Below are 21,956 nucleotides of genomic sequence, written 5' to 3' on the forward strand. Positions count from 1 at the left end.
ATTTCCAAGGATTTCTCTAGAGCGAAGGTCGTCGTCGCCAGCAGCGCCGCCGCCCTCGTCAGTGAGCGGATGTATAGTCCCCACCCCCTTTTGAAGTCAACAGGCCATTTTCACAAAAGTGCAAAAAATCGACATCCTTCTGAAAATAATGATGAATTTTGGAGTAGGCCCACGAGTTGGTCGCAAATGTCACCGACTTGCACGGGTTTTGCGGCCAAACATTCCTTCATCCGCCTCCATCACTGCGCCATTAGCCCACGCTTGCAAGCCGGGCGCGCCTTGCTACTGTCTGGCCATCATGATCGGAGTGCCAGAAGCATGCTCATACTGAACCAAGCAGAGACAAGCCGCCATCTCGGCTGGGATGCGCTGATCGAGGCCCTCGCCTCAATGTTCGCAGGCGACTGCGTGATGCCAGTCCGGCACCACCATACCATAGAGGTGCCGGACGAGGCCGATGCGACACTGCTTCTGATGCCCGCCTGGCAGCCCGGTCAGTATATCGGCGTCAAACTCGTTTCCGTGTTTCCCGACAATCACCTGCGCGCTCTCCCTGCGATCCACGGAAGCTACCTTCTGTCCTCGGGTCGAAGCGGCGAATTGCTGGCGGTGCTCGACGGCGGGGAACTCACGGCGCGGCGAACCGCGGCGGCGTCGGCTCTGGCGGCGAAAAGCCTGGCACGTGAGGATGCCTCCACTTTGCTGGTGGTTGGCACAGGTCGTCTCTCGGTGAACCTGATCGAAGCCCATAGTCGCGTGCGCCACTATACCCGCGTGATGATCTGGGGTCGCGACACGGAAAAGGCAGAGCGTGCTGCGGCCGAGGCCCGTGAGCTTGGTTATCCCGCAGCTGTGGCATCGGATCTCGAAGCCGCGGTGCGCGAGGCCGACGTCATTTCCTGCGCCACGCTCTCCCGCTCTCCTCTGATCCGCGGCGCCTGGCTGAAACCCGGGAGCCATCTCGACCTGATCGGCGCCTTTACCAAAGACATGCGCGAGAGCGACGACGAAGCCGTTCGGCGAGCCCGGGTCTTCGTCGATACGCGGGCGGGCGCCTTTGGCGAAGCCGGCGATATCCTCCAGCCGATCGCATCCGGCGTGATCGGCAAGGATCATGTGCAGGGGGAGCTTGCCGAACTGGTCAAGGGCCATCCGGGGCGCCAAAGCGCGCAGGAGATCACGCTGTTCAAATCCGTGGGTGCAGCACTGGAGGATCTCGCCGGCGCGATCCTCGCCTATGAGACGGCCAGACAGGGTAACATCGCTCCGTGAGCCCTACAGCTCTTCCTGTTCTACCGATCAGCGACCGGCTCGAGGATCTTGCGAGGGCGCTCGGAAGCGGCAATCGGGCCGTGCTGTCGGCCCCCCCGGGTGCCGGCAAGACGACCCTCGTGCCGCTCCATCTGCTCGACCAGAGCTGGCGCGGGGATGGACGCATCATCCTGCTCGAGCCCCGGCGCCTTGCAGCCCGGGCGGCTGCCGCGCGCATGGCATCGCTGCTCGGCGAGGATCTCGGCGCGCGGGTCGGGTATCGCATGCGGCTCGACAACCGGATCAGCAGCCGGACGCGGATCGAGGTGGTGACCGAAGGCGTCTTCGTCCGGATGATCCTCGACGATCCGGAGTTGAACGGCATCTCGGCCGTGCTCTTCGACGAATTTCATGAACGCTCGCTGGATGCCGATGTGGGGCTTGCGCTGGCGCTCGATGCGCAATCGGCCCTGCGGCCAGACCTGAGGGTCGTGGTGATGTCGGCAACACTCGATGTCGAGCGGATCGCAGCCCTGCTGGACGGTCCGCCCGTGATCGTCAGCGAGGGCCGCAGCTTTCCGGTCGAGATCCGTCATCGCGACAGGCCCGGTGACGAAAGGGTGGAAGATGCCGTCACCTCAGCGGTGCTGAAGACCCTTGCTGACGAACAGGGATCGATCCTTGCCTTCCTGCCAGGGCAGGCGGAGATCCGCCGGGTGGTCGAGCGGCTCGAAGGCCGAGTCGGGCCGGACGTGGTGATCGCGCCACTTTATGGCATGCTGAGCCAGGCCGAACAGGATGCGGCGATCCGGCCCGCGGCAGCAGGCAAGCGCAAGGTGGTGCTGTCGACTTCGATTGCCGAGACCTCCATCACCATCGACGGTGTGCGGGTGGTGATCGACAGCGGATTGCAGCGCTTGCCGGTCTTTGAGCCCTCGACGGGGATCACACGACTGGAAACCGTGCGTGTTTCCCGGGCATCGGCCGATCAGCGGGCGGGGCGCGCCGGTCGAACGGAACCAGGGATTGCCATCCGGCTCTGGCATGCCGGACAGACGGCAGCGCTTGCGGCATTCACGCCGCCTGAGATCCTGTCCAGCGATCTGTCCGGTCTTGCGATGGATATGGCGCATTGGGGTGTTGCGGATCCAGCCCAGCTCCAGTTGCTCGACATGCCGCCGGAGGCCGCACTCAAGGAGGCACGGCAGCTCCTGATCGGGCTTGGAGCCCTCGATGACAACCTGCAGCTCACCGCACGCGGTCGGCGCATGCGGGATTTTGGGCTGCCGCCGCGGCTTGCGGCCATGGTGCTCGGGGCCGCGGAACACGGCGAAGCGCAGGCGGCGGCCGAGCTTGCCGTGCTCCTGACGGAGCAGGGCCTGGGCGGAAACGACCTTGATCTCGACGAACGGCTTCGGCAGTTCCGCCGCGACAGGGGCGAGCGCGCCCGCAATGCTCGAAACCTTGCCCAGCGACTGGCTTCGGGCCTTAGCCCCAAAGGACAGGACAATGGCGGCGTGGCGAGCTCGGCAGGCGCCCTCCTCATCCATGCCTTTCCGGACCGGATCGCCAAGCAGCGGGGGGGGCGCGGACGCTTTGTCATGGCGAATGGGCGTGGCGCGGAAATCGCGGCAACGGAACGTCTGGCGGGTGCAGAACTTCTCGTTGTCGCCGACCTGACCGGCAAGGCCGCCCAGGCGCGCATTCTTGCGGCAGCGGAAGTGTCGCGCGACGAGATCGAGGCGCTGACGCCAAAGGCGATCCGAACGGCCGATGAAAGCGGTTTCGACCCGTCGAGCCGTCAGGTGCGGGCCAGACGGGTTACGCGGCTGGGCGCGATTGTCTTCGAAGAACAGCCTTTGCCAAAACCAAAAGGCGAGGACGCTGCGCGAGCGCTGGCCGAGGGTGTACGCCTGGTGGGGTTGAGCGCCCTCCCCTTCTCCAAGGCAGCTGCGCAGCTGCGGCAGCGTCTCGGATTCCTGCATCGAAGTCTAGGTGAACCATGGCCGGATACGAGCGACGAGGGGCTCATGGCGCGGCTCGATGACTGGTTCATGCCTTTTCAGTCCGGGGTGACCAGCTTCCAGGAGGTGACTGCATCCAGTCTCCATGACGGGCTGATGAACCTCATCCCGGGCGGGTCGCAGCGCGAGCTGGACCAGATGGTGCCGACCCATTTCACCGCTCCGACGGGACATTCCCATCCCATCCGTTATGATGACGAAGAACCCGTCCTGCAGATCCGGGTGCAGGAACTCTTTGGGCTGAAATCGCATCCGACGATCGGCGGCGGCAAATTGCCACTGCTTCTGGAGTTGACCTCTCCCGCCCATCGACCCATTCAGACAACTCGGGATCTTCCCGGCTTCTGGGCCGGATCCTGGAAGGACGTGCGAGCCGAGATGCGAGGGCGCTACCCGAAGCACCCCTGGCCCGAAGATCCGGCCTCGGCGGAACCGACGACACGAGCGAAACCCCGCGACACCTGACGGCGCGCGGCAGAGGAAGGCAGAAGCGATGAGCATGGATCTGGCAGCCAAGTTCGGTCCGAGCAGCCGTCGGCTGCGTCTCGAAACGCTGGTCAAGCTGCGCTGGGTGGCCGTCGCAGGTCAGTTGCTGACGATCCTCGTCGTTGCGCTGTGGTTCGATTTCACGCTGCCGCTGATGACCTGCCTGGGGCTGATCGCTGCGCTGGCTGCGGCGAATTCGCTACTTTCGATCGCGTTTCCTCCGACCTATCGGCTCGAGCCGGCGGCGGCTTTCGCGGTTCTGGCGCTCGATCTGTTTCAGATGGGAGCCCTGCTGTTCATCACCGGCGGGCTCAACAACCCGTTTGCGCCCCTGATCTGTATCCCGGTGATCATTTCCTTCGCGTCGCAGCCGAGCCGGCATTCGATTGCACTGTTCATCACCGCGCTCGCCTTTATCACCTTGCTCGCCTTTACCCCCTACCCGCTCCCCTGGTTCGAAGGCCGCACGCTGGAAGTTCATCCCCTGCTGCAGCTCGGGATGTGGAGCTCGATCGTTTCGATGACGGCGTTTGCCGCCTTCTATGCGTACCGCGTGTCTCAGGAAGCGAGTCTGCTTGCCGACGCACTGACGGCCACCGAACTCATCCTGCAACGGGAGAAGCACCTGCACCAGCTGGACGGGCTTGCGGCGGCGGCAGCGCATGAGCTCGGCACACCGCTTGCAACGATCAGCGTGGTAGCCAAGGAGATGGAGCGCGATCTAGGCCATGACGACCGCTATCGCGAGGACGTCCAGCTGCTGCGCAGCCAGAGCGAGCGTTGCCGGGACATCCTGCGACGGCTGACGTCGCTCGCGACCGAGGGCGAAGCGCATATGCGCGAACTGCCGCTGTCGTCGATGATTGAAGAGGTCATCTCACCGCATCGGGAATTCGGCGTGAAGGTGGAGCTGATCGAGCTGTCGGACCGCGCACTCGAGCCTGTCGGGACGCGCAATCCGGCAATTCTCTACGGTCTTGGCAATCTCTTGGAGAACGCGGTGGACTACGCGCGCTCGAAGGTGACTGTCAGCGTTGAGCACACATCTGCCGAAGTGACCGTCATGATCGAAGATGACGGGGCGGGTTTCTCTCCCGGGGTCTTGCAAAGAATTGGCGAGCCCTATGTTACCAGCAGGCAGAACGAGACGCGAGCCGGTGGACTTGGGCTTGGATTGTTCATTGCGAAGACGCTGCTTGAACGGTCGGGAGCGAGCCTTCGCTTCGAAAACCGCAGTCCCGAGGGGTCCGGGGCGCGCGTCGTGGTCACCTGGCCGCGCGAATACATGGAATTGGACACGTCGTTATGACTTTACCTCTTCGACCTTGACACGCATAAGGTCTAAGAGCGGGCTTTTCGAACAGTCGCAGGAACAACACGATGGCAGACGCAGCATCACAGGTCGCGAAATCCGCAGCGGGCACCCACGCGACGACCACGCATGATCTTGGTCCTGACCCATCACTTCTGATCGTGGATGACGATGCACCATTCCTGCGCCGGCTGGCGCGGGCCATGGAAAGTCGCGGCTTCGTGGTTGAACTCGCAGGCTCCGTCGCCGAAGGAATATCCAAAGCAAAAGAAGGGGCCCCGGCCTATGCGGTCGTGGACCTGAGGCTTGGCGACGGCACGGGACTCGATGTGATCGAAGCCATCCGTGAACGCCGGTCGGACACGCGCATCATCGTTCTCACAGGCTACGGCAATATCGCGACGGCCGTTACCGCGGTCAAACTCGGCGCGCTCGACTATCTTGCGAAGCCTGCCGATGCCGATGACGTCTATCTGGCGCTGACCCAGCGTCCCGGCGAGAAGGCTGAGATCCCGGAGAACCCGATGTCGGCGGATCGGATCCGGTGGGAGCATATCCAGCGCGTCTACGAAAGCTGCGAGCGGAATGTTTCGGAGACGGCGCGACGGCTAAACATGCATCGCAGGACGCTGCAGCGCATCCTGGCCAAGCGGGCGCCGAAGTGATCAGACAGATTTGAGTTGTGCCGCCCATTCTGCGGCCAGGAGTCTTTGAGCGGCGGCCCTTGAGAAATCGAGGGTGACCGACTTCCGTGTCGCGGGGGCAAGGCGGTGCTCCGGTGCGTCTCGCAGCATGTGACCCGCATAGCCGTCCGAGAGCAAAAGCCCGCAGTCTTCCGGGAAGATCTCCAGTGGCACACCCGCATGCGTGGCGAAGAACAGGCGATCGCAGTAGCTGCGATAGTCGGGCCACTTCTTGTCGACGCGGAAATCCTCAATCGAGGATTTGATCTCGACGATCCAGATCTCACCCTTTTCCGAGAGCGCGATCAGATCAGCGCGGCGCCCATTTGACAGTGTCAGCTCAGGGAGGACGGCAAAGCGCATGTCCGTCAGCAGGATCTGAACACCGCGACGAATCAGCATGGCACGATCGGACTGCCGCCCGTCGATTAGGGGATTGTTTACCGCGATGGAGACTAAGGTCATGGATAACTCCGCCCCGCACGCCCTGGTCTGTTGCAAAAAAGCCATGCGGAGTCATTTTGCACCGCCACAGACATCCGGCGGAAGTACAGCACTTGCACTGCCGAGATTAATTCAAAATAAACCATAATCAAAGATGGTCACCTGATCATCTATCAGCCACCATTCACGAGCTTCCTCATGCGCTTTCGCAATATCCTGACCGCGCTTGGCCTGGTTATGTCCATCGGCCTTGCAGGCTGCACGACGACGACCGGAGACAAGACCGAAGTCGCCGAGACCACCAAGGTGCAGATCTTCAGCGACTCCTATGGTGCCGTGACCGACGCCGGCTATGCCCTGCCGGCGATACCGATCCAGAAGATCGACAAGAAGTTTCACCGACAAATTGTCGATTATACGACCACGGAAAAGCCGGGCACGATCGTCGTGAACACGCGCGAGCGCTTCCTCTACTACGTGCTGCCGCGTGGCAAGGCCGTTCGCTACGGCATCGGCGTCGGCAAGCAGGGCTTTGCCTGGGAAGGCGAAGCCTATATCGCCTGGAAGCAGGCCTGGCCGACATGGCATCCGCCGAAGGAAATGGCGGATCGCAAGCCTGAAGTTGCCAAGTATGTCGAGAAGGGCATGGACCCAGGTCTGCGCAATCCACTTGGCGCCCGCGCCATGTATCTCTTCAACGAGAAGGGCCAGGACACGCTGTTCCGCCTGCACGGTACGCCGGAATGGGCATCCATCGGCACGGCTGCGTCTTCGGGCTGCATCCGTTTGATGAACCAGGACGTGATCGATCTCTACAACCGCGTAAAGCCCGGCCGCAACGCCAAGGTCGTGGTTCAGCAATAATCTGCCGAAGCAGCAGTCAATCGAAAGGCCCGCCGAATCACTCCGGCGGGCCTTTTGCTTTGCTTGCGCAGGCATGAAAATCAGGCGGCGGTCTTTGCCTTGAGTTCGATGCGGCGGCGATGCAGAACCGGCTCGGTGTAGCCATTCGGCTGCTCCCTGCCCTTCAGCACCAATTCCAGTGCCGCCTGGAAGGCGACCGAGCCTTCATAATTCGGAGCCATCGGAGTGTAAGCCGTATCGCCGGCGTTCTGTCCGTCAACGACGACGGCCATGCGCCTCAGCGTTTCGACGACCTGTTCTTCCGTCACCACACCATGATGCAGCCAGTTGGCCATGTGCTGGGCGGAGATGCGCAGCGTCGCACGGTCTTCCATCAGACCGACATTGTTGATGTCCGGCACCTTGGAGCAACCGACGCCCTGGTCGATCCAGCGCACGACATAGCCGAGAATGCCCTGGGCATTGTTGTCGAGCTCACGCTGGATCTCTTCCGGGGTCCAGTTCGGTCGGGTTGCGACCGGCACGGAGAGGATGTCGGCGAGCTTGGCGCGCGCGCGCGACTTCAAGCCGTTCTGGACGTCGGCAACATTGATGCTGTGGTAGTGCGTGGCATGCAGCGTGGCTGCTGTCGGTGACGGAACCCAGGCAGTGTTGGCGCCGGCCTTCGGATGGGCGATCTTCTGCTCCAGCATGGCGGCCATCAGGTCGGGCATGGCCCACATGCCCTTGCCGATCTGGGCGTGCCCAGAGAGGCCGCATTCCAGACCGATATCGACATTCCAGTTCTCGTAGGCCGAAATCCAGGCCGCCTGCTTCATGTCGCCCTTGCGGATCATCGGGCCGGCCTCCATCGAGGTGTGCATCTCGTCACCGGTGCGATCGAGGAAGCCGGTGTTGATGAAGACGACGCGCTCGCGTGCAGCACGGATGCATTCCTTGAGATTGACCGTGGTGCGGCGCTCCTCGTCCATGATGCCCATCTTGATGGTGTTGGGCGCCATCCCGATCAGTTCTTCGACGCGGGAGAAAATCTCGCAAGCGAAGGCGACCTCTTCGGGCCCATGCATCTTTGGCTTCACGACATACATCGAACCGGCGCGGGAGTTCTTGCGGCGACCGTTCGGGCCGATGTCATGCAGCGCGATCAGCGCGGTGATCGCCGCATCCATGATGCCTTCAGGGACTTCGTTACCGTTACGATCGGTGATCGCAGGGTTGGTCATAAGGTGCCCGACATTGCGAACAAGCATTAGAGAACGGCCCGGCAAGGTTACAGCCTTGCCATCAGCGCCCGTCAGTTCGGGATCGTTACTCAGCGCCCGGGTGAAGGTCCTTCCGCCCTTGGAGACTTGCTCGGTGAGGTCGCCCTTCATCAGGCCGAGCCAGTTGGAATAGACGGTGACCTTGTCCTCCGCATCGACGGCGGCGACCGAATCCTCGCAGTCCATGATGGTGGTGAGGGCCGATTCGAGGCCGACATCGGCGATACCGGCCGGATCGTCCTTGCCGATCAGGCTATCGGGATCGACGAAGACGAGGGTGTGCAGTCCGTTGGTGCGGAAATAGAGGCGGTAGGCCTTCTCGTTTTCACGCTTGAAGCCGACATACTGGTCGGGGCTGGCGAGACCGGTCCGTCCGCCGGCGGTCTCCACGAAGAGCGCGCCGTTTTCGAATTCGAAACCGGTTACGTCGGCCCAGCTGCCCCCCGCGAGGGGAAGGCTGCGGTCGAGGAAGGACTTGGCCCAGGCGACAACCTTGGCCCCCCTAACGGGATTGTAACCCTTGCCCTTCTCGGCGCCATCGGCCTCGGAAATCGCATCGGTTCCATAAAGCGCGTCGTACAAGGAGCCCCAACGCGCGTTGGCGGCGTTCAACGCATAGCGCGCGTTCATGACGGGGACCACAAGCTGCGGACCGGCGATCGACGAGATCTCAGGATCGACATTGCTCGTCTCGATCCGGAAGTCCGGACCCTCGGGCAGCAGATACCCAATCTGGCGCAGAAAGGCCTCATAGGCAGGAAGATCCGAAGGAGCGCCGTTCTTGCGATACCAGGCATCGATCTCGGCCTGCAGGTCATCGCGCCTGGCGAGAAGAGCCCTGTTCTTCGGCGCAAGATCATGAACGATCTTTGAGAAACCGGCCACGAAGGCATCCGCGTCGACATTGGTACCCGGCACCGCCTTGTCTACGATGAAGTCGTAGAGGCGTTTGTCGATTGAAAGACCATGGGCTTCAACGAATGTCATGACGTCACTCCTCGCACTGGTAATCGCTGTCGGTTCACAGCATCACCGAAACGCATTAGCAGTCAATCTTGCATAAATTAGAAATATTCTTTCCAAAATGGAAAATCACTGACGTGCGGTTCTCGGGCGGCCACTCGCCGTCGCCGTGATCCGGGCTTCGACGAGCTTGCGGCGTCCCTCGATCTCGGGGGCATCGAGCTCTTCCTTCAGGATCAGGACAACATCGACGGCACCGCTCGCTTCGGCCCGCGAACGCGCAAGTTCGGCTGCCCGTGATCTCGCCCGCTCCAGAGCATGTGCTTCGTCCGTCATCCGCTCGTTCTCGCCTGCGCCGGTCATGATAAACAGCCCCTCCTCCGGCGATCCGACGGTGACCGAAACGCTGCTGCGCACCTGTCCGACGACGGCGCCCACGGCGTTGGCGACATCGGCATCTGCGGGCACCGCGACATCGGATGCAAGCATTTCGCCAATCGCCGGGTAATAAACGCCCGCAGAGGCACCAAGCCCGATCAAAGGCCGGTCAAGCGAGAGATCAAACCGCACGATCCCTGACTGACGCTTGAGGGCGCGGTCGATGAGCACCGATTTCGCAGGCTCGACATCGGCAAGACCATCTTTTGCCAACGCTGCGGAGAGAATGACTTCGGCCGACTGGCGGGTCAGGCGATCGACGATGAGCTGAGCGAGCACCTCAGGCGATGATGCGATCGGCTGACCGGAGCCATCCTTCTGACGCATGGCCAAGGCCATGCCGAGTTCGGCGGCAGTTCGATCCCATTGGCCCTGGCGATCCAGGACATGCATGGCATCAGACGGGGTCAGACCGCAGATATGGACGAGGCCGCGAGCGACGAGCCGGTCGAGTGTCGCCTTCTGCTGAGTGAAGCTGATCAGCTGGTCAAGCGGCAGCGGCACCGTGCTGATCTTCTGAAAAAGGGCGGCTTCCTGCGGCTGCAGACCGGCGGCCAGGTGATCCGGCACGCCGGTGCGGACGGCAAAGCGCCCGTCATGGCGACCGAGATGCGGCGCACGCAGCTGGCGTTCGAGAACATCAGTAATCGCCGTTCCGTGGAGGGCGGCTGCGAGGCTCAAGGGGACGAGACGGCGCGGGCCGAGATCGATCTTCGCCGCGAGGCCGCGATCGTCGAAGCGGACTTCCGAATCACCACCGAGACCAAAGGTGCGCATCGCGACAGCTTCCACCATGGTCCGGTAACCGCCGACAACGGCGCCATCCTGATCGAGGCGCGGCTGGCCCGCCTCCATGACGGCGACGTCCGTCGTCGTGCCGCCGATATCGGACACAACGGCATCATCAAGGCCCGTCAGGTGGCGCGCGCCGACGAGACTCGCGGCCGGGCCGGAGAGGATGGTTTCGATTGGCCGCAGGCGGGCCTCCGCAGCAGAGATCAGCGCGCCATCACCACGCACCACCATCAGCGGCGCATGAATGCCACGCTCAACGAGGTAGCGTTCGGCGGAGCCGATCAGACGGTCGATCATGGCGACCAGTCGGGCGTTGAGAAGCGTGGTCAACGCCCGACGCGGCCCGCCAAGCTTGGAGGAAAGCTCATGGCTGCAGGTGACGGGGAGGCCGGAATGGCGGCGAATGATGTCGCGCGCCCGTTGCTCATGCGCCGGATTGCGGACGGCGAAATAGCCGGCGATGGCGAAGGACGAGACATTGGCCGAAAGCTCGGGCAGTGCCGTTTCCAGGGCTGCCTGGTCAAAAGGTGTCTCGTTACCATGGACATCGTGCCCACCGGCGATGAAGAGCACGGGATCGTTGCCGAGTGCGTCGGCCAGGCCGTCACGCTTCAGATCTTCAGGTCCGAAACCGATCATGATCAGGCCGGCGCGACCGCCCTGCCCTTCTACCAGCGCGTTGGTCGCAAGCGTCGTCGACAGTGATACGAGGCCGATCGCCGAGGGATCGATCGCCGATTCGGCAAGTACGCTTTCGAGGGCGCCGGAGATGCCGATCGACAGATCGTGACGGGTGGTAAGCGACTTCGCCTTGGCGACAATCCCGTGCGTTTCGCTGTAGATCACGGCGTCCGTATAAGTGCCGCCGGTATCGATGCCCAGCATGTAATCGGATGTCACGCAGTCTTCCCCATGGTACCCGCCCGGATGGCGTCGCATCCCTTATGGCACAGGCCTTGCTCCGATTTCCAGCGAGGGAGCGTCAGGAAGACGCCGCTTTACGGCTTGCGAGGCGTGACCCGCATCGGGAGTCCGCCGGCCGGCTGGGTGGTCAGCTTCTGCACCGGCCAGGGTTTCGTCTGCGGCGTGGTCTCGAAACGGAAGCGCTGCATCAGAACGGCAAGCGCAATCACCGCTTCCTGCAGGGCAAAGGTGGCGCCGATGCAGACGCGCGGACCTGCGCCGAAGGGGAGATACTGGAAACGGCCGATCTTTTCCCGCTCGCCGGGCAAAAAGCGGGATGGATCGAAAATGCGCGGCTTGTCCCAGTAGAGTTCATGGCGATGCAGCGTCCATGGCATGACCAGCACGGTCGTGCCCTTGGCCATTTCAACGACTTCGCCGTTCGGAGCCGTGTATTGGTCATCGGCGATTGCATCGCGATTGATCGATGGGGCCGGCGGATAAAGTCGCATCGCTTCCTCGAAAGCCGCACGCACATGCGGCATGCGGTCGAGCCATTCGACAGGATCGGCACCGGAGTTGATCACTTCGTCGATCTCCCGCTCCATGGAATCCCGCACATCCGGACAATGCGCGACGCAATAAAGTGTCCAGGCCAGCGCGCGGGCCGTGGTCTCGTGACCGGCGCCGATGAAGGTGAGGATATTGTCCTCGATTTCCTCGGAGGTCAGGCCGTCCGGTCCCTCGAGTTCCAAGAGGAGTGTCAGGAAATCATCGGGCGCCTTGTCGCGCTCTGCCTGGATGATGGCGCGGCGGTGATCCATCGTCCGGCGCACGAGCTCGCGGAATTTGCGCAACACGCCGAGACCGCGAATGCGGGTCAGGCGCGGGATCCATTTTGGCGCGCGCAGCAGATCAAGCGGATCGATGCGACCCATGTTGTGCAGGAGATCGTCGACGTCCCTGGCGAAATCGCCCTGTTCGGAGACGATGCCGCCGGAAAACAGGGTTTCCGAGAGGATCGCATAAGTCAGTTCCGTCATGTCGACGGCGACATCGCGAACCGTGCCTTCGGCGCCAGCTTCATATCGTTCAAGGAAAAGCTCGCTCTGCTCGCGCATCTGGCGGGCGAAGCCGCGGGCATGGCGCGGGGTGAAAACCGGCGCCATCGCCTTGCGCGAGCGTTTCCAGACGGGACCTTCGGCTGTCAGCAGTCCATCGCGCAGAATGGGTCTGAGCACGAGCTGTCGGATCTCCGACATCTCGTAGTTTGCCGCGTTGTCGACAAGCACGTGCCGGATCAGGCCGGGATCATTGGCGATGATGGTGGTCTGGCCGAAGAAGCGGGTGACGATCCAGGGCCAGGTGTAAGAGGGCTGTCCCCAGAGCTCGAGGGGGTTGCGCAGGACCGTGCGGATGATCTCAAGCCGGCTTGGCGGGACGGTGCGTGGCACCGGGGCGGGCGGCTCAAAGGTCGATCTTCGCAGACTGGCGTCCATGTCATGCTCCCTGGAGGGCACCCCGGCCCCTCAAGGAGTTAGAGCAGGGCTTCCAGCTCGTCCAGCCGGTCGTTGATCAGCCAGCCGTAATAGTTCTCTTCGGGCCAATTCGCCGCACCGCTGGCACGCTTGGCGGCGAGGGCCCGGGCGCGCTGTTGCGAATTTCCGATATTGAACAGCGTTGCGGTCAGGCCTGGATTACCAGAGATATCGACATCGGCGATCTGCTTGTAGTCATCGATCGACTTGCGAATCACAGCCGCCATGAAGGCGAGCGAGATATCGGGGTCCATGATCGCCTTGTAGACGCCGGCTGCATCTTTTTCATCGAGCTTCGGGTAACCCGACTTTTCGTGCACGAGATCCGACAGCATCAGCGCGGTCAGCGGATTGATCTGACCCAGACCGAATGTCTGACCGGCATAGAAGGGCTGGAAGAAGACGGCGCTGAACCGGTTGTTGGGATAGGATACTCCCCCCACCGTTTCGCCGCGGAACCGCTTCTGCCAGACGTCTTCCCGGCAGGTCCACAGACGGTAGGAGTCCGAATAGCTGTTGCATTCGGAAAATTCCGGCCGACCGACAAAGTCGGAAATGCTCTCGTCCTTGTAGCCGAAACGGAAGCTGTTGCCGGCGTAAGATGCAGCTTTCACATAATAGCTCTGCAGGCTGTCATAGGCATCGACATTATAGGTATGCTCGCCGACGATCGCACCGACCATGTGAATGGGTGCGATGCCGTAGGCGGAGGCCGTCTTCTTGATCTTGCCCACCAGGGAGGAATCCGTCCGCAGGAGGTCGCGGACCTTTTCATATTTCAGATCGAAGCTGGTCTTGCCTGCCTTGGTGCGGCGTACCGATGCACCCGGGATTGCCGGCTGTTCGACATTGCGATTTCCCGACGGCACCTTCTGGTCCGCAAAGGATGCTGCGGGCACAATACCAACAAGCGTGGCGGCGACGATCAGATTTCTGGCGATGTTCAGCACGATGGGCGGCCCCTGGACATTTGTCCTTCAACGGATTGGCGACGCAGGACGACCGTTATCCGACAGCGGCACTCATTACATAAGAGGCCCCTGTATTGTCGATATGGGCCGCTTTCACTTTCCCGGCACGCCGAGGGCGAAAGCGACCCATAGATGCACAAAGATCACAGGATGTAGCGGCTCAAGTCCGTATTGGCGGCGAGATCGCCGACATGCTCCTGCACATAGGACGAGTCGATCATGACTTCCGAGCCACTGCGGTCCGGGGCATGGAAGGAAATCTCGTCGAGCACCCGCTCCATGACCGTCTGCAGGCGACGGGCACCGATATTTTCGACTGTTTCGTTGAGCTGGACCGCGACATCGGCGAGCGCGTCGATCGCATCCTCCGTGAAGTCGAGGTTGAGTTCCTCGGTCGCCATCAGCGCCTTGTACTGGCGGATGAGACTTGCCTCGGTCTCCGTCAGAATGCGGCGGAAGTCTTCCTTGGTCAGCGGCTTCAGCTCAACCCGGATCGGAAGACGACCCTGGAGTTCCGGCAGAAGGTCCGAGGGCTTGGAAACGTGGAATGCACCTGATGCAATAAAGAGAATGTGGTCGGTCTTCACCGGCCCATACTTGGTCGCAACGGTCGTGCCTTCAACGAGCGGAAGCAAGTCGCGCTGCACGCCTTCACGCGAAACGCCGGCACCCATGGCGCCTTCGCGGGCGGCGATCTTGTCGATTTCGTCGAGGAAGACGATGCCGTCATTTTCGACGGAGCGCAGCGCTTCGCGCTGGATGACCTCATTGTCGATCAGCTTGTCCGATTCGTCACGAATCAAATCGCCATAGGAGGCCTTGACGGTGGTACGCACCTTCTTGGTGCGGTTGCCCATGGCCTTGCCGAACATTTCCGACAGGTTGAGGATGCCGATATTGGCACCCGGCATTCCGGGCACCTCGAACCCTTGTGCCCCGGAACCGCTATCGGCCACTTCGATGTCAATTTCCTTGTCATCGAGCTCGCCGTTGCGCAGCTTTTTGCGGAAGCTGTCACGGGTAGCCGGCGACGCGGTGGCGCCAACCAGGGCATCAAGCACGCGTTCTTCGGCCAGTTGGTGCGCCTTGGCCTGGACTTCCTGACGCTTCTTGTCGCGCACCAGAGCGATGCCGACTTCGACCAGATCACGGATGATCTGCTCGACGTCACGGCCGACATAACCGACTTCGGTGAACTTGGTGGCCTCGACCTTGATGAAGGGGGCACCGGCGAGCTTGGCCAGGCGGCGGGAGATTTCCGTTTTGCCGACACCGGTCGGGCCGATCATCAGGATGTTCTTCGGCATGACTTCGTCGCGCAGGTCTTCCGAGAGCTGCTGGCGCCGCCAGCGGTTGCGCAGCGCAATCGCAACTGCCCGCTTGGCCTCATGCTGGCCGATGATATGGCGGTCGAGCTCGGAAACGATCTCGCGCGGAGAAAAATTGGTCATTCAGTCTGCTCCTCACGATGCCGCGCAGCCGCGCATCGTCTCTTGGTGTGGAATACGATCGGCAGCCGTCAGTCGGCGTCGAGGGTTTCGACCACCATGTTGTTGTTGGTGTAGACGCAGATCTCGCCTGCGATCGTCAGCGCGCGTCGAGCGATGTCCTCCGCCGAGCGATCGCTGTCCATGAGCGCGCGGGCGGCGGCAAAGGCATAGTTGCCCCCGGAGCCGATCGCGATCGTGCCGTGCTCGGGCTCCAGCACGTCGCCATTGCCGGTGATTGCGAGCGTGATCGACTTGTCGGCCACCAGCATCATGGCTTCGAGATTGCGCAGATACTTGTCGGTGCGCCAGTCCTTGGCAAGCTCGACGGCAGCGCGCATCAGCTGGCCGGGATACTGCTCGAGCTTCTTTTCGAGACGGTCGAGCAGCGTGAAGGCATCGGCGGTCGCGCCGGCAAAGCCTGCGATCACGTCGCCGCCCTTGCCGATACGGCGGACCTTGCGGGCATTGCCCTTCATCACGGTCTGGCCGAGGCTGACCTGTCCGTCACCGGCCATCACCACCTTGCCGTCCTTGCGTACGGTAATAATCGTTGTCATCAGTCACCTGTCACCCGCTCTGCGGGCCTTGTGGAGCGGGCTGTCAGGCCCGGTTTGTCGGTTCCTATGTAAGTGGGGTTTCGACGATTGCAATCTGCGGCAAAAGCTCTGACGCTGCCTTGCGGCAGCGCAATGTAACTTCTGGATATTTCACCGCCCTGCTGTTATGGGAGGGCCGAGATCCTCATGGAGCAGCCAGATGGCAGAGCGTAAAGGCGAAGTTTCCCGCAAGACCAACGAAACCTCGGTCTCGGTTTCCGTCCACATCGACGGCACCGGCACGGGCAAGATTTCGACGGGCGTGGGCTTCTTCGACCATATGCTGGACCAGCTCTGCCGCCACTCGCTGATCGACATGGATATCGACGTGAAGGGCGACCTGCATATCGACGATCACCACACCGTTGAGGATACGGGCATTGCGCTTGGCCAGGCGATTTCCAAGGCGCTGGGCGACCGCAAGGGCATCACGCGCTATGCCTCGATCGACCTTGCCATGGACGAAACGATGACCAAGGCTGCCATCGACGTTTCCGGGCGTCCGTTCCTGGTCTGGAACGTCAATTTCAGCGCGCCGAAGATCGGGACATTCGACACCGAACTGGTGCGCGAGTTCTTCCAGGCTCTCGCCCAGAACGCCGGCATTACGCTGCATGTGCTGAACCATTACGGCGCGAACAACCATCATATTGCCGAGACCTGCTTCAAGGCGGTCGCGCGCGCACTTCGGACGGCAACCGAAGTCGATCCGCGGCAGGCAAACCGTATCCCCTCCACCAAGGGCACCCTGGTTTAAGGGGCATCTCCCCCACAGGGGAAACTGCCACCTTGCTCCGGTTCGGGCGTTGAAGCCGAACCGTCGAGCAGAAAGGACTGGACAAAATATGCGTGTAGCTATCATCGACTACGGCTCAGGCAATCTGCGCTCGGCCACCAAGGCCTTTGAACGGGCCGCCCGCGAGGCCGGCCTCAACGCCGAGATCGAACTCACCGACAAGGCAGACCGGGTCGCCACCGCCGACCGGATCGTGCTTCCGGGCGTCGGCGCCTATGCCGACTGCCGCCAAGGTCTTGATGCGGTCCCCGGAATGCATGACGCGATCGCTGACGTTGTCGAAACGAGGGGACGCCCGTTCTTCGGCATCTGCGTCGGCATGCAGCTGATGTCGTCGCGTGGTCTCGAGAAGACGGTGACCGAGGGCTTCGGCTGGATCGAAGGCGACGTGGTCGAAATGACGCCATCCGATCCGTCCCTCAAGATCCCGCAGATCGGCTGGAACACGCTGACGCTCAACCGGCCGCATCCGCTCTTCGAGGGCATTCCGACGGGGCCTACCGGGCTGCACGCCTATTTCGTGCATTCCTATCATCTGGCTGCGCGCAAGCCCGAGGATGTGATCGCGACAACCGACTATGGTGGCGCGATGACGGCCTTTGTCGGGCGCGACAACATGGTGGGTGCGCAATTCCATCCCGAGAAAAGCCAAGCCCTCGGCCTGAAACTCATCGCCAATTTCCTGACCTGGACGCCCTGAAGGGCACGGATGAAATCATGATCCTCTTTCCCGCCATCGACCTCAAGGACGGCCAGTGCGTTCGCCTCAAGCTGGGCGATATGGAGCAGGCGACCGTCTACAATCCCGATCCGGCAGCCCAGGCGCGCGCCTTCGAAGACCAGGGCTTCGAATGGCTGCATGTCGTCGACCTGAACGGCGCCTTTGCCGGTGAGAGCGTCAATGGCGCTGCTGTCGATGCAATTCTGAAGGCGACGAAGAACCCGGTGCAGCTGGGCGGTGGCATCCGCACGCTGGACCATATCGAGAGCTGGCTGTCGCGTGGGTTGTCGCGCGTGATCCTCGGTACGGTCGCCGTGCGTGATCCGGCGCTTGTCATCGAAGCCTGCAAGCGCTTCCCCGGCAAGGTCGCCGTCGGCATCGACGCCAAGGGCGGCAAGGTTGCGGTCGAGGGATGGGCGGAAGCCTCCGAACTCGGTGTGATCGAACTTGCGCAGCGTTTCGAAGGCGCAGGGGTCGCTGCAATCATCTATACCGATATCGACCGCGACGGGATCCTGACCGGTATCAACTGGGCCTCGACGCTGGAACTGGCCCAAGCCGTTTCGATTCCTGTGATCGCATCCGGCGGCCTCGCCTCGATCGAAGACATCAAGCGCATGCTTGAGCCGGATGCCAGGAAGCTCGAAGGTGCGATTTCCGGCCGCGCGCTTTATGATGGGCGCATCGACCCCGCAGAGGCGCTGGCGCTGATTAAAAGCCAAGAATAATGAATCAGTTACAGGAATCCTGGCCAATTATCTGATTCTAATAGATTATTCTTGATTTCCGTATTCTTGTTCTCTATATTGATGGAAATGGATTGGGGGTTCCCGGTCGGCGCTTGGCTTCGGTTTATCCGGGGCCTTTCGCTTTTTTGGGCCCTGGGATCGTAATTCCTCTTTGGGCACTAACAGGGATTTTGATCCTGCACAGCTTTGGTTGAATGACCTCAAAAGCTCGGTTCGGCTGAGTGGGACGCAGATAAGCAAGACCTATTGGCCTAGCCGTTAGATCGGCGAGCTGCATTCCCGTGGAGTTTGATCTTTTATCGGCAAACCGAAGCTTAAACCCCGTGAATGGAACATGCAGAGGATTTCGCCCATCTGCGATGCGCCGAAACTCCAGTTCGAGATCTCGATCCTCTTTGTCTCCGCGTTTCTCGAAAACGAAATGATAGGCGCGCGCCGACCGGCCGCTCTTCTGTAGATACCTGAAAATCATTTGGAGGCAGATCGACAAGGCCACCTGATAGGGATTGTCTGGGAATAAATCTGCGCGAAACACCCGTTTGTCGATGATGCAGGAGAAGATTTTGAAACTGGCCGCATCGACGAGACCAGTGAGATCAGCATGAAATCTTTCACGCATCGCCAGATCTGTTAGAAACTTGAATTCCCCTGTCTGTTTGCGGATCTCGTGTTCGTGCAGGACGGTCATGTCGTGCCCGAAGTAGCGGAACTTGAATCTCTGAAAACTGGGGACGGTTCGCTGAGTGTATTCGGTTATTCTGAAGCCACATATGGTTAGTACAAAAACAGGATAAGCAGCGTCTACCGAGACCAGTGAATGGTCACCGCTCTCGTCGGCGTAAAAAATATACTCGCCATTCTGCATGCCTGTGACTATGAAGCGAAAATAGTCAGCAAGACAAGGCGCTCGACAGCATGACACTCAAAGCCCGTGTGATCCCCTGCCTCGACGTCAAGGACGGCCGCGTCGTCAAGGGCGTCAACTTCGTCGACCTGATCGATGCCGGTGATCCGGCCGAGGCGGCCAAGGCCTACGATGCAGCCGGTGCGGACGAGCTCTGCTTCCTCGACATCACCGCATCCTCGGACAATCGCGACACGATCTTCGACGTGGTTGCCCAGACGGCCGATCATTGCTTCATGCCGCTGACGGTCGGCGGTGGTGTTCGCACCGTCGCTGATATCCGCAAGCTCCTGCTGTGCGGCGCCGACAAGGTGTCGATCAATTCGGCAGCGGTGAAGAACCCCGATTTCGTGGCGGAAGCCGCCGACAAGTTCGGAAACCAGTGCATCGTCGTCTCGATCGATGCGAAGAAGGTTTCAGCCGCGGGCGAAACGGATCGCTGGGAGATCTTCACTCATGGCGGACGCCAGCCGACCGGGATCGATGCGGTCGAATTCGCGATCAAGATGGTCGAACGTGGCGCCGGCGAACTGCTGGTGACATCGATGGACCGCGACGGCACCAAGAGCGGCTATGACATCGGCCTCACCCGCATGATCGCCGACAGTGTTCGCGTGCCCGTCATCGCCTCCGGCGGCGTTGGCAATCTCGATGATCTGGTCGCCGGCATTCGCGACGGGCATGCGACTGCGGTTCTTGCTGCCTCGATCTTCCACTTCGGCACCTATTCGATTGCAGAGGCCAAGGCCCATATGGCCGCAGCCGGCATCGCCATGCGTCTCGACTGACGCGGAAAGGCTTGTCATGAGCAATTTCACTCTGGCCGATCTGGAAGCCATTGTCGCGAGCCGTGCTCAGGCGGAGCCGAGCCAGTCCTGGACGGCGAAGCTTGTCGCAGGCGGTCAGGGCAAGGCTGCGAAGAAGCTTGGCGAAGAGGCGATCGAGGCTGTCATGGCCGCGGTCAAGGACGATCACGAGAACCTCGTCTACGAGAGCGCCGACCTGCTCTATCACCTGATGGTCGTATTGAAAATTGCGGACATCCCTTTACAAGCAGTGATGCAGGAACTCGAGCGTCGGACCGCTCAGACGGGCCTGAGTGAGAAGGCCAGTCGGCAGGATCCATGACGATAGCTATGCGGGACCCCGAAACGCCAGACGTCCTCGACCATTTCCAGGCGAACGGCTATTCCCCCTACCTGTTCTTCGACAGCGAGGAATGGGCGCATTTCCGCGCCGATACGCCGCTGACACTGACGGCCGACGAAGTGCACCGGCTCCGATCGATCGACGACCCGATCGATCTCGACGAGGTTCGTCGTATCTATCTTTCGTTGTCGCGCCTCCTCTCGTCGCATGTCGAATCCTCGCAGCTTCTGTTCGAGCAGCGGAACCGCTTCTTGAGCATGTCGGATGTCTTCAAGACGCCGTTCGTCATCGGCATTGCCGGATCGGTGGCCGTCGGCAAGTCGACGACGGCGCGTATCCTGAAGGAGCTTCTCGCCCGCTGGCCGTCGAGCCCGAAGGTCGATCTCGTGACGACTGACGGCTTCCTGTACCCGAACGCGCATCTGGTGAAGAACGGCATCTTGAACCGCAAGGGCTTCCCGGAAAGCTACGACATCGGCGCGCTGCTGCGCTTCCTGTCGGCGATCAAGGCCGGGTTGCCGAATGTCAAGGCGCCCAGCTACTCGCACCTGACCTATGACGTGCTGCCGAACGAACACCGGGTGATCGACAGGCCCGACATCCTGATCTTTGAGGGGATCAATGTCCTGCAGTCGCGCAACCTGCCGGCCGACGGCAAGATCGTGCCCATGGTCTCCGACTTCTTCGACTTCTCGATCTATATCGACGCGGATGAGAACGCGATCCATCGCTGGTATGTCGATCGCTTCATGAAGCTCAGGCAGACGGCATTCCGCGATCCCAATTCCTACTTCCATCGCTATGCGACGATCAGCGAGGATGAGGCGAAGGAGATCGCCGAGGGGCTCTGGGCGAATATCAACCTGAAGAATCTCCGGGAAAACATTCTGCCGACCCGCCCTCGTGCCGATCTGATCCTGCGCAAGGGCAACAATCACCTCGTCGAGACGGTGGCGCTCAGAAAACTGTAGGCGATAGATCGCCGGCTATGGATTCACGCGACGGAGTGTCAGATTGATGCGTCCGCCGGCCTTCAGTAGGGTTGACGTGTCGGGATAGATCCGATCCACCCCGTGGAAGCAGAGACGCCCCTCGCCTCCCAGCAGAAAAACATCGCCGCTTTCCAGCTTCAGCGACTTCGTGCGATCGGTGCGTGCCAATCCGCCGATGCGGAAGAGGCAGGTGTTGCCGAGCGAGATCGAGAGCACCGGAGCGGAAAAGTCTGTTTCATCGCGATCCTGGTGCAGGCCCATCTTGGCATCGTCCGCGTAAAAATTGACGAGGCAGGCCTCCGGATCTTTCGGATGGCCTGAAAGCCCGCGCCAGAGATCAAGAAGAATTTCCGGAATAGCGGGCCAGGGTTTATTCGTGACAGGATGGGTCGGCTGATAGCGATAGCCGCGCTCCTTGTCGGTCACCCAGCCCAGCGGCCCGCAATTGGTCATGCGCACAGACATCGGACGGCCGCTGCCGGGCATGACGGGAACATAGAGCGGCGCCTCGGCCACCACGCTGCGGATGATCTCGACGAGCTCCTCCTGCTCGGGACGCGATAGCCGGCCCGGCAGATAACGAAGGCCGGATTGAAGGCTGAATTCGGCTTTCGCTCCGGCCATG

The 21,956-nt window shown here is 61.4% G+C and carries 20 protein-coding genes; 11 read left to right on the top strand and 9 right to left on the bottom strand.

What is annotated here, in order from left to right; translation table 11 throughout:
• The first annotated feature begins 318 nt into the window (after positions 1-318).
• The 4 genes from H6M51_RS05765 (at position 319) to H6M51_RS05780 (ending at position 5,738) form a co-directional block, all read left to right on the top strand.
• Complete coding sequence (locus H6M51_RS05765) at positions 319-1,272, top strand: ornithine cyclodeaminase family protein (protein ID WP_185808948.1); 954 nt, start codon at positions 319-321, stop codon at positions 1,270-1,272.
• Positions 1,269-3,740, top strand: a complete 2,472-nt coding sequence (hrpB, locus tag H6M51_RS05770) for an ATP-dependent helicase HrpB (protein ID WP_185808949.1) — start codon at positions 1,269-1,271, stop codon at positions 3,738-3,740. The genes H6M51_RS05765 and hrpB overlap by 4 nt, the downstream gene beginning before the upstream one ends.
• 28 nt (positions 3,741-3,768) lie before the next feature.
• Positions 3,769-5,070: an ActS/PrrB/RegB family redox-sensitive histidine kinase gene (locus H6M51_RS05775; protein WP_185808950.1), complete on the top strand. Its 1,302-nt coding sequence runs from the start codon at positions 3,769-3,771 to the stop codon at positions 5,068-5,070.
• A gap of 71 nt (positions 5,071-5,141) precedes the next feature.
• On the top strand, positions 5,142-5,738 hold the full coding sequence (locus H6M51_RS05780) for an ActR/PrrA/RegA family redox response regulator transcription factor (RefSeq protein WP_246780422.1): 597 nt from the start codon (positions 5,142-5,144) through the stop codon (positions 5,736-5,738).
• Here H6M51_RS05780 and H6M51_RS05785 read toward each other — a convergent pair whose 3' ends face one another.
• On the bottom strand, positions 5,739-6,221 hold the full coding sequence (locus tag H6M51_RS05785; protein ID WP_185808951.1) for an MmcB family DNA repair protein: 483 nt from the start codon (positions 6,219-6,221) through the stop codon (positions 5,739-5,741).
• Between the two features lie 177 nt (positions 6,222-6,398).
• Between H6M51_RS05785 and H6M51_RS05790 the strand changes: the two genes are divergently transcribed.
• The gene (locus H6M51_RS05790) at positions 6,399-7,064 is read left to right on the top strand and encodes a L,D-transpeptidase (protein ID WP_185808952.1); all 666 of its coding nucleotides are present in this window, start codon (positions 6,399-6,401) and stop codon (positions 7,062-7,064) included.
• An 80-nt stretch (positions 7,065-7,144) separates the two neighbouring features.
• Here H6M51_RS05790 and H6M51_RS05795 read toward each other — a convergent pair whose 3' ends face one another.
• From H6M51_RS05795 to hslV, 6 genes are all read right to left on the bottom strand, one after another.
• Entirely contained in the window at positions 7,145-9,313 is a 2,169-nt protein-coding gene (locus tag H6M51_RS05795; protein ID WP_185808953.1) for a malate synthase G, read from the bottom strand.
• A gap of 105 nt (positions 9,314-9,418) precedes the next feature.
• Positions 9,419-11,422 (bottom strand): hydantoinase/oxoprolinase family protein, encoded by a 2,004-nt coding sequence (locus H6M51_RS05800; protein WP_185808954.1) that lies wholly within the window; start codon positions 11,420-11,422, stop codon positions 9,419-9,421.
• Positions 11,423-11,520: 98 nt separating this feature from the next.
• Positions 11,521-12,924: a cytochrome P450 gene (locus H6M51_RS05805; protein WP_185808955.1), complete on the bottom strand. Its 1,404-nt coding sequence runs from the start codon at positions 12,922-12,924 to the stop codon at positions 11,521-11,523.
• A 38-nt stretch (positions 12,925-12,962) separates the two neighbouring features.
• Complete coding sequence (locus tag H6M51_RS05810) at positions 12,963-13,913, bottom strand: DUF1402 family protein (protein WP_407073559.1); 951 nt, start codon at positions 13,911-13,913, stop codon at positions 12,963-12,965.
• Between the two features lie 164 nt (positions 13,914-14,077).
• Entirely contained in the window at positions 14,078-15,385 is a 1,308-nt protein-coding gene (hslU, locus tag H6M51_RS05815; protein ID WP_185808956.1) for an ATP-dependent protease ATPase subunit HslU, read from the bottom strand.
• 68 nt (positions 15,386-15,453) lie between these two features.
• Positions 15,454-15,981, bottom strand: a complete 528-nt coding sequence (gene hslV, locus H6M51_RS05820; RefSeq protein WP_185808957.1) for an ATP-dependent protease subunit HslV — start codon at positions 15,979-15,981, stop codon at positions 15,454-15,456.
• Positions 15,982-16,180: 199 nt separating this feature from the next.
• Between hslV and hisB the strand changes: the two genes are divergently transcribed.
• From hisB to hisA, 3 genes are all read left to right on the top strand, one after another.
• Complete coding sequence (gene hisB, locus H6M51_RS05825) at positions 16,181-16,777, top strand: imidazoleglycerol-phosphate dehydratase HisB (RefSeq protein ID WP_054149978.1); 597 nt, start codon at positions 16,181-16,183, stop codon at positions 16,775-16,777.
• A gap of 88 nt (positions 16,778-16,865) precedes the next feature.
• Positions 16,866-17,516, top strand: a complete 651-nt coding sequence (gene hisH / locus H6M51_RS05830; protein ID WP_185808958.1) for an imidazole glycerol phosphate synthase subunit HisH — start codon at positions 16,866-16,868, stop codon at positions 17,514-17,516.
• 17 nt (positions 17,517-17,533) lie between these two features.
• The gene (gene hisA / locus H6M51_RS05835; protein ID WP_185808959.1) at positions 17,534-18,265 is read left to right on the top strand and encodes a 1-(5-phosphoribosyl)-5-[(5-phosphoribosylamino)methylideneamino]imidazole-4-carboxamide isomerase; all 732 of its coding nucleotides are present in this window, start codon (positions 17,534-17,536) and stop codon (positions 18,263-18,265) included.
• A 124-nt stretch (positions 18,266-18,389) separates the two neighbouring features.
• Here the strand turns inward: hisA and H6M51_RS05840 are convergent, their stop codons facing one another.
• On the bottom strand, positions 18,390-19,151 hold the full coding sequence (locus H6M51_RS05840) for a DUF3800 domain-containing protein (protein WP_185808960.1): 762 nt from the start codon (positions 19,149-19,151) through the stop codon (positions 18,390-18,392).
• Between the two features lie 50 nt (positions 19,152-19,201).
• Here H6M51_RS05840 and hisF point away from each other — a divergent pair, with 50 nt between their 5' ends.
• The 3 genes from hisF to coaA are packed head-to-tail and all read left to right on the top strand — an operon-like array spanning position 19,202 to position 21,310.
• Positions 19,202-19,978 carry an imidazole glycerol phosphate synthase subunit HisF gene (gene hisF, locus H6M51_RS05845; protein ID WP_185808961.1) on the top strand — a complete coding sequence of 259 codons (777 nt, stop codon included), beginning with the start codon at positions 19,202-19,204 and terminating at the stop codon, positions 19,976-19,978.
• Between the two features lie 16 nt (positions 19,979-19,994).
• Positions 19,995-20,318 carry a phosphoribosyl-ATP diphosphatase gene (locus tag H6M51_RS05850; RefSeq protein ID WP_185808962.1) on the top strand — a complete coding sequence of 108 codons (324 nt, stop codon included), beginning with the start codon at positions 19,995-19,997 and terminating at the stop codon, positions 20,316-20,318.
• A complete protein-coding gene (coaA, locus tag H6M51_RS05855; protein ID WP_185808963.1) occupies positions 20,315-21,310 on the top strand; it encodes a type I pantothenate kinase in 996 nt (331 codons plus the stop codon). Before H6M51_RS05850 ends, coaA begins: the two co-directional genes overlap by 4 nt.
• Before the next feature lie 15 nt (positions 21,311-21,325).
• On the opposite strand, the gene H6M51_RS05860 is transcribed toward coaA, so the two are convergent.
• Positions 21,326-21,955 (bottom strand): alpha-ketoglutarate-dependent dioxygenase AlkB, encoded by a 630-nt coding sequence (locus H6M51_RS05860; protein WP_185808964.1) that lies wholly within the window; start codon positions 21,953-21,955, stop codon positions 21,326-21,328.
• Between the last annotated feature and the right edge of the window lies 1 nt (position 21,956).

It is taken from the genome of Rhizobium sp. AQ_MP (assembly GCF_014237835.1).
Taxonomy (GTDB): Bacteria; Pseudomonadota; Alphaproteobacteria; order Rhizobiales; family Rhizobiaceae; genus Allorhizobium.

Excerpts from the sequence above, each read along its gene's own strand:
- H6M51_RS05765 (WP_185808948.1), top strand. The coding sequence starts at position 319 with ATGCTCATACTGAACCAAGCAGAGACAAGCCGCCATCTCGGCTGGGAT.
- H6M51_RS05775 (WP_185808950.1), top strand. The coding sequence starts at position 3,769 with ATGAGCATGGATCTGGCAGCCAAGTTCGGTCCGAGCAGCCGTCGGCTG.
- H6M51_RS05780 (WP_246780422.1), top strand. The coding sequence starts at position 5,142 with ATGGCAGACGCAGCATCACAGGTCGCGAAATCCGCAGCGGGCACCCAC.
- H6M51_RS05785 (WP_185808951.1), bottom strand. The coding sequence starts at position 6,221 with ATGACCTTAGTCTCCATCGCGGTAAACAATCCCCTAATCGACGGGCGG.
- H6M51_RS05790 (WP_185808952.1), top strand. The coding sequence starts at position 6,399 with ATGCGCTTTCGCAATATCCTGACCGCGCTTGGCCTGGTTATGTCCATC.
- H6M51_RS05795 (WP_185808953.1), bottom strand. The coding sequence starts at position 9,313 with ATGACATTCGTTGAAGCCCATGGTCTTTCAATCGACAAACGCCTCTAC.
- H6M51_RS05805 (WP_185808955.1), bottom strand. The coding sequence starts at position 12,924 with ATGGACGCCAGTCTGCGAAGATCGACCTTTGAGCCGCCCGCCCCGGTG.
- hslU (WP_185808956.1), bottom strand. The coding sequence starts at position 15,385 with ATGACCAATTTTTCTCCGCGCGAGATCGTTTCCGAGCTCGACCGCCAT.
- hslV (WP_185808957.1), bottom strand. The coding sequence starts at position 15,981 with ATGACAACGATTATTACCGTACGCAAGGACGGCAAGGTGGTGATGGCC.
- hisB (WP_054149978.1), top strand. The coding sequence starts at position 16,181 with ATGGCAGAGCGTAAAGGCGAAGTTTCCCGCAAGACCAACGAAACCTCG.
- hisH (WP_185808958.1), top strand. The coding sequence starts at position 16,866 with ATGCGTGTAGCTATCATCGACTACGGCTCAGGCAATCTGCGCTCGGCC.
- hisA (WP_185808959.1), top strand. The coding sequence starts at position 17,534 with ATGATCCTCTTTCCCGCCATCGACCTCAAGGACGGCCAGTGCGTTCGC.
- H6M51_RS05840 (WP_185808960.1), bottom strand. The coding sequence starts at position 19,151 with ATGCAGAATGGCGAGTATATTTTTTACGCCGACGAGAGCGGTGACCAT.
- hisF (WP_185808961.1), top strand. The coding sequence starts at position 19,202 with ATGACACTCAAAGCCCGTGTGATCCCCTGCCTCGACGTCAAGGACGGC.
- H6M51_RS05850 (WP_185808962.1), top strand. The coding sequence starts at position 19,995 with ATGAGCAATTTCACTCTGGCCGATCTGGAAGCCATTGTCGCGAGCCGT.
- coaA (WP_185808963.1), top strand. The coding sequence starts at position 20,315 with ATGACGATAGCTATGCGGGACCCCGAAACGCCAGACGTCCTCGACCAT.
- H6M51_RS05860 (WP_185808964.1), bottom strand. The coding sequence starts at position 21,955 with ATGGCCGGAGCGAAAGCCGAATTCAGCCTTCAATCCGGCCTTCGTTAT.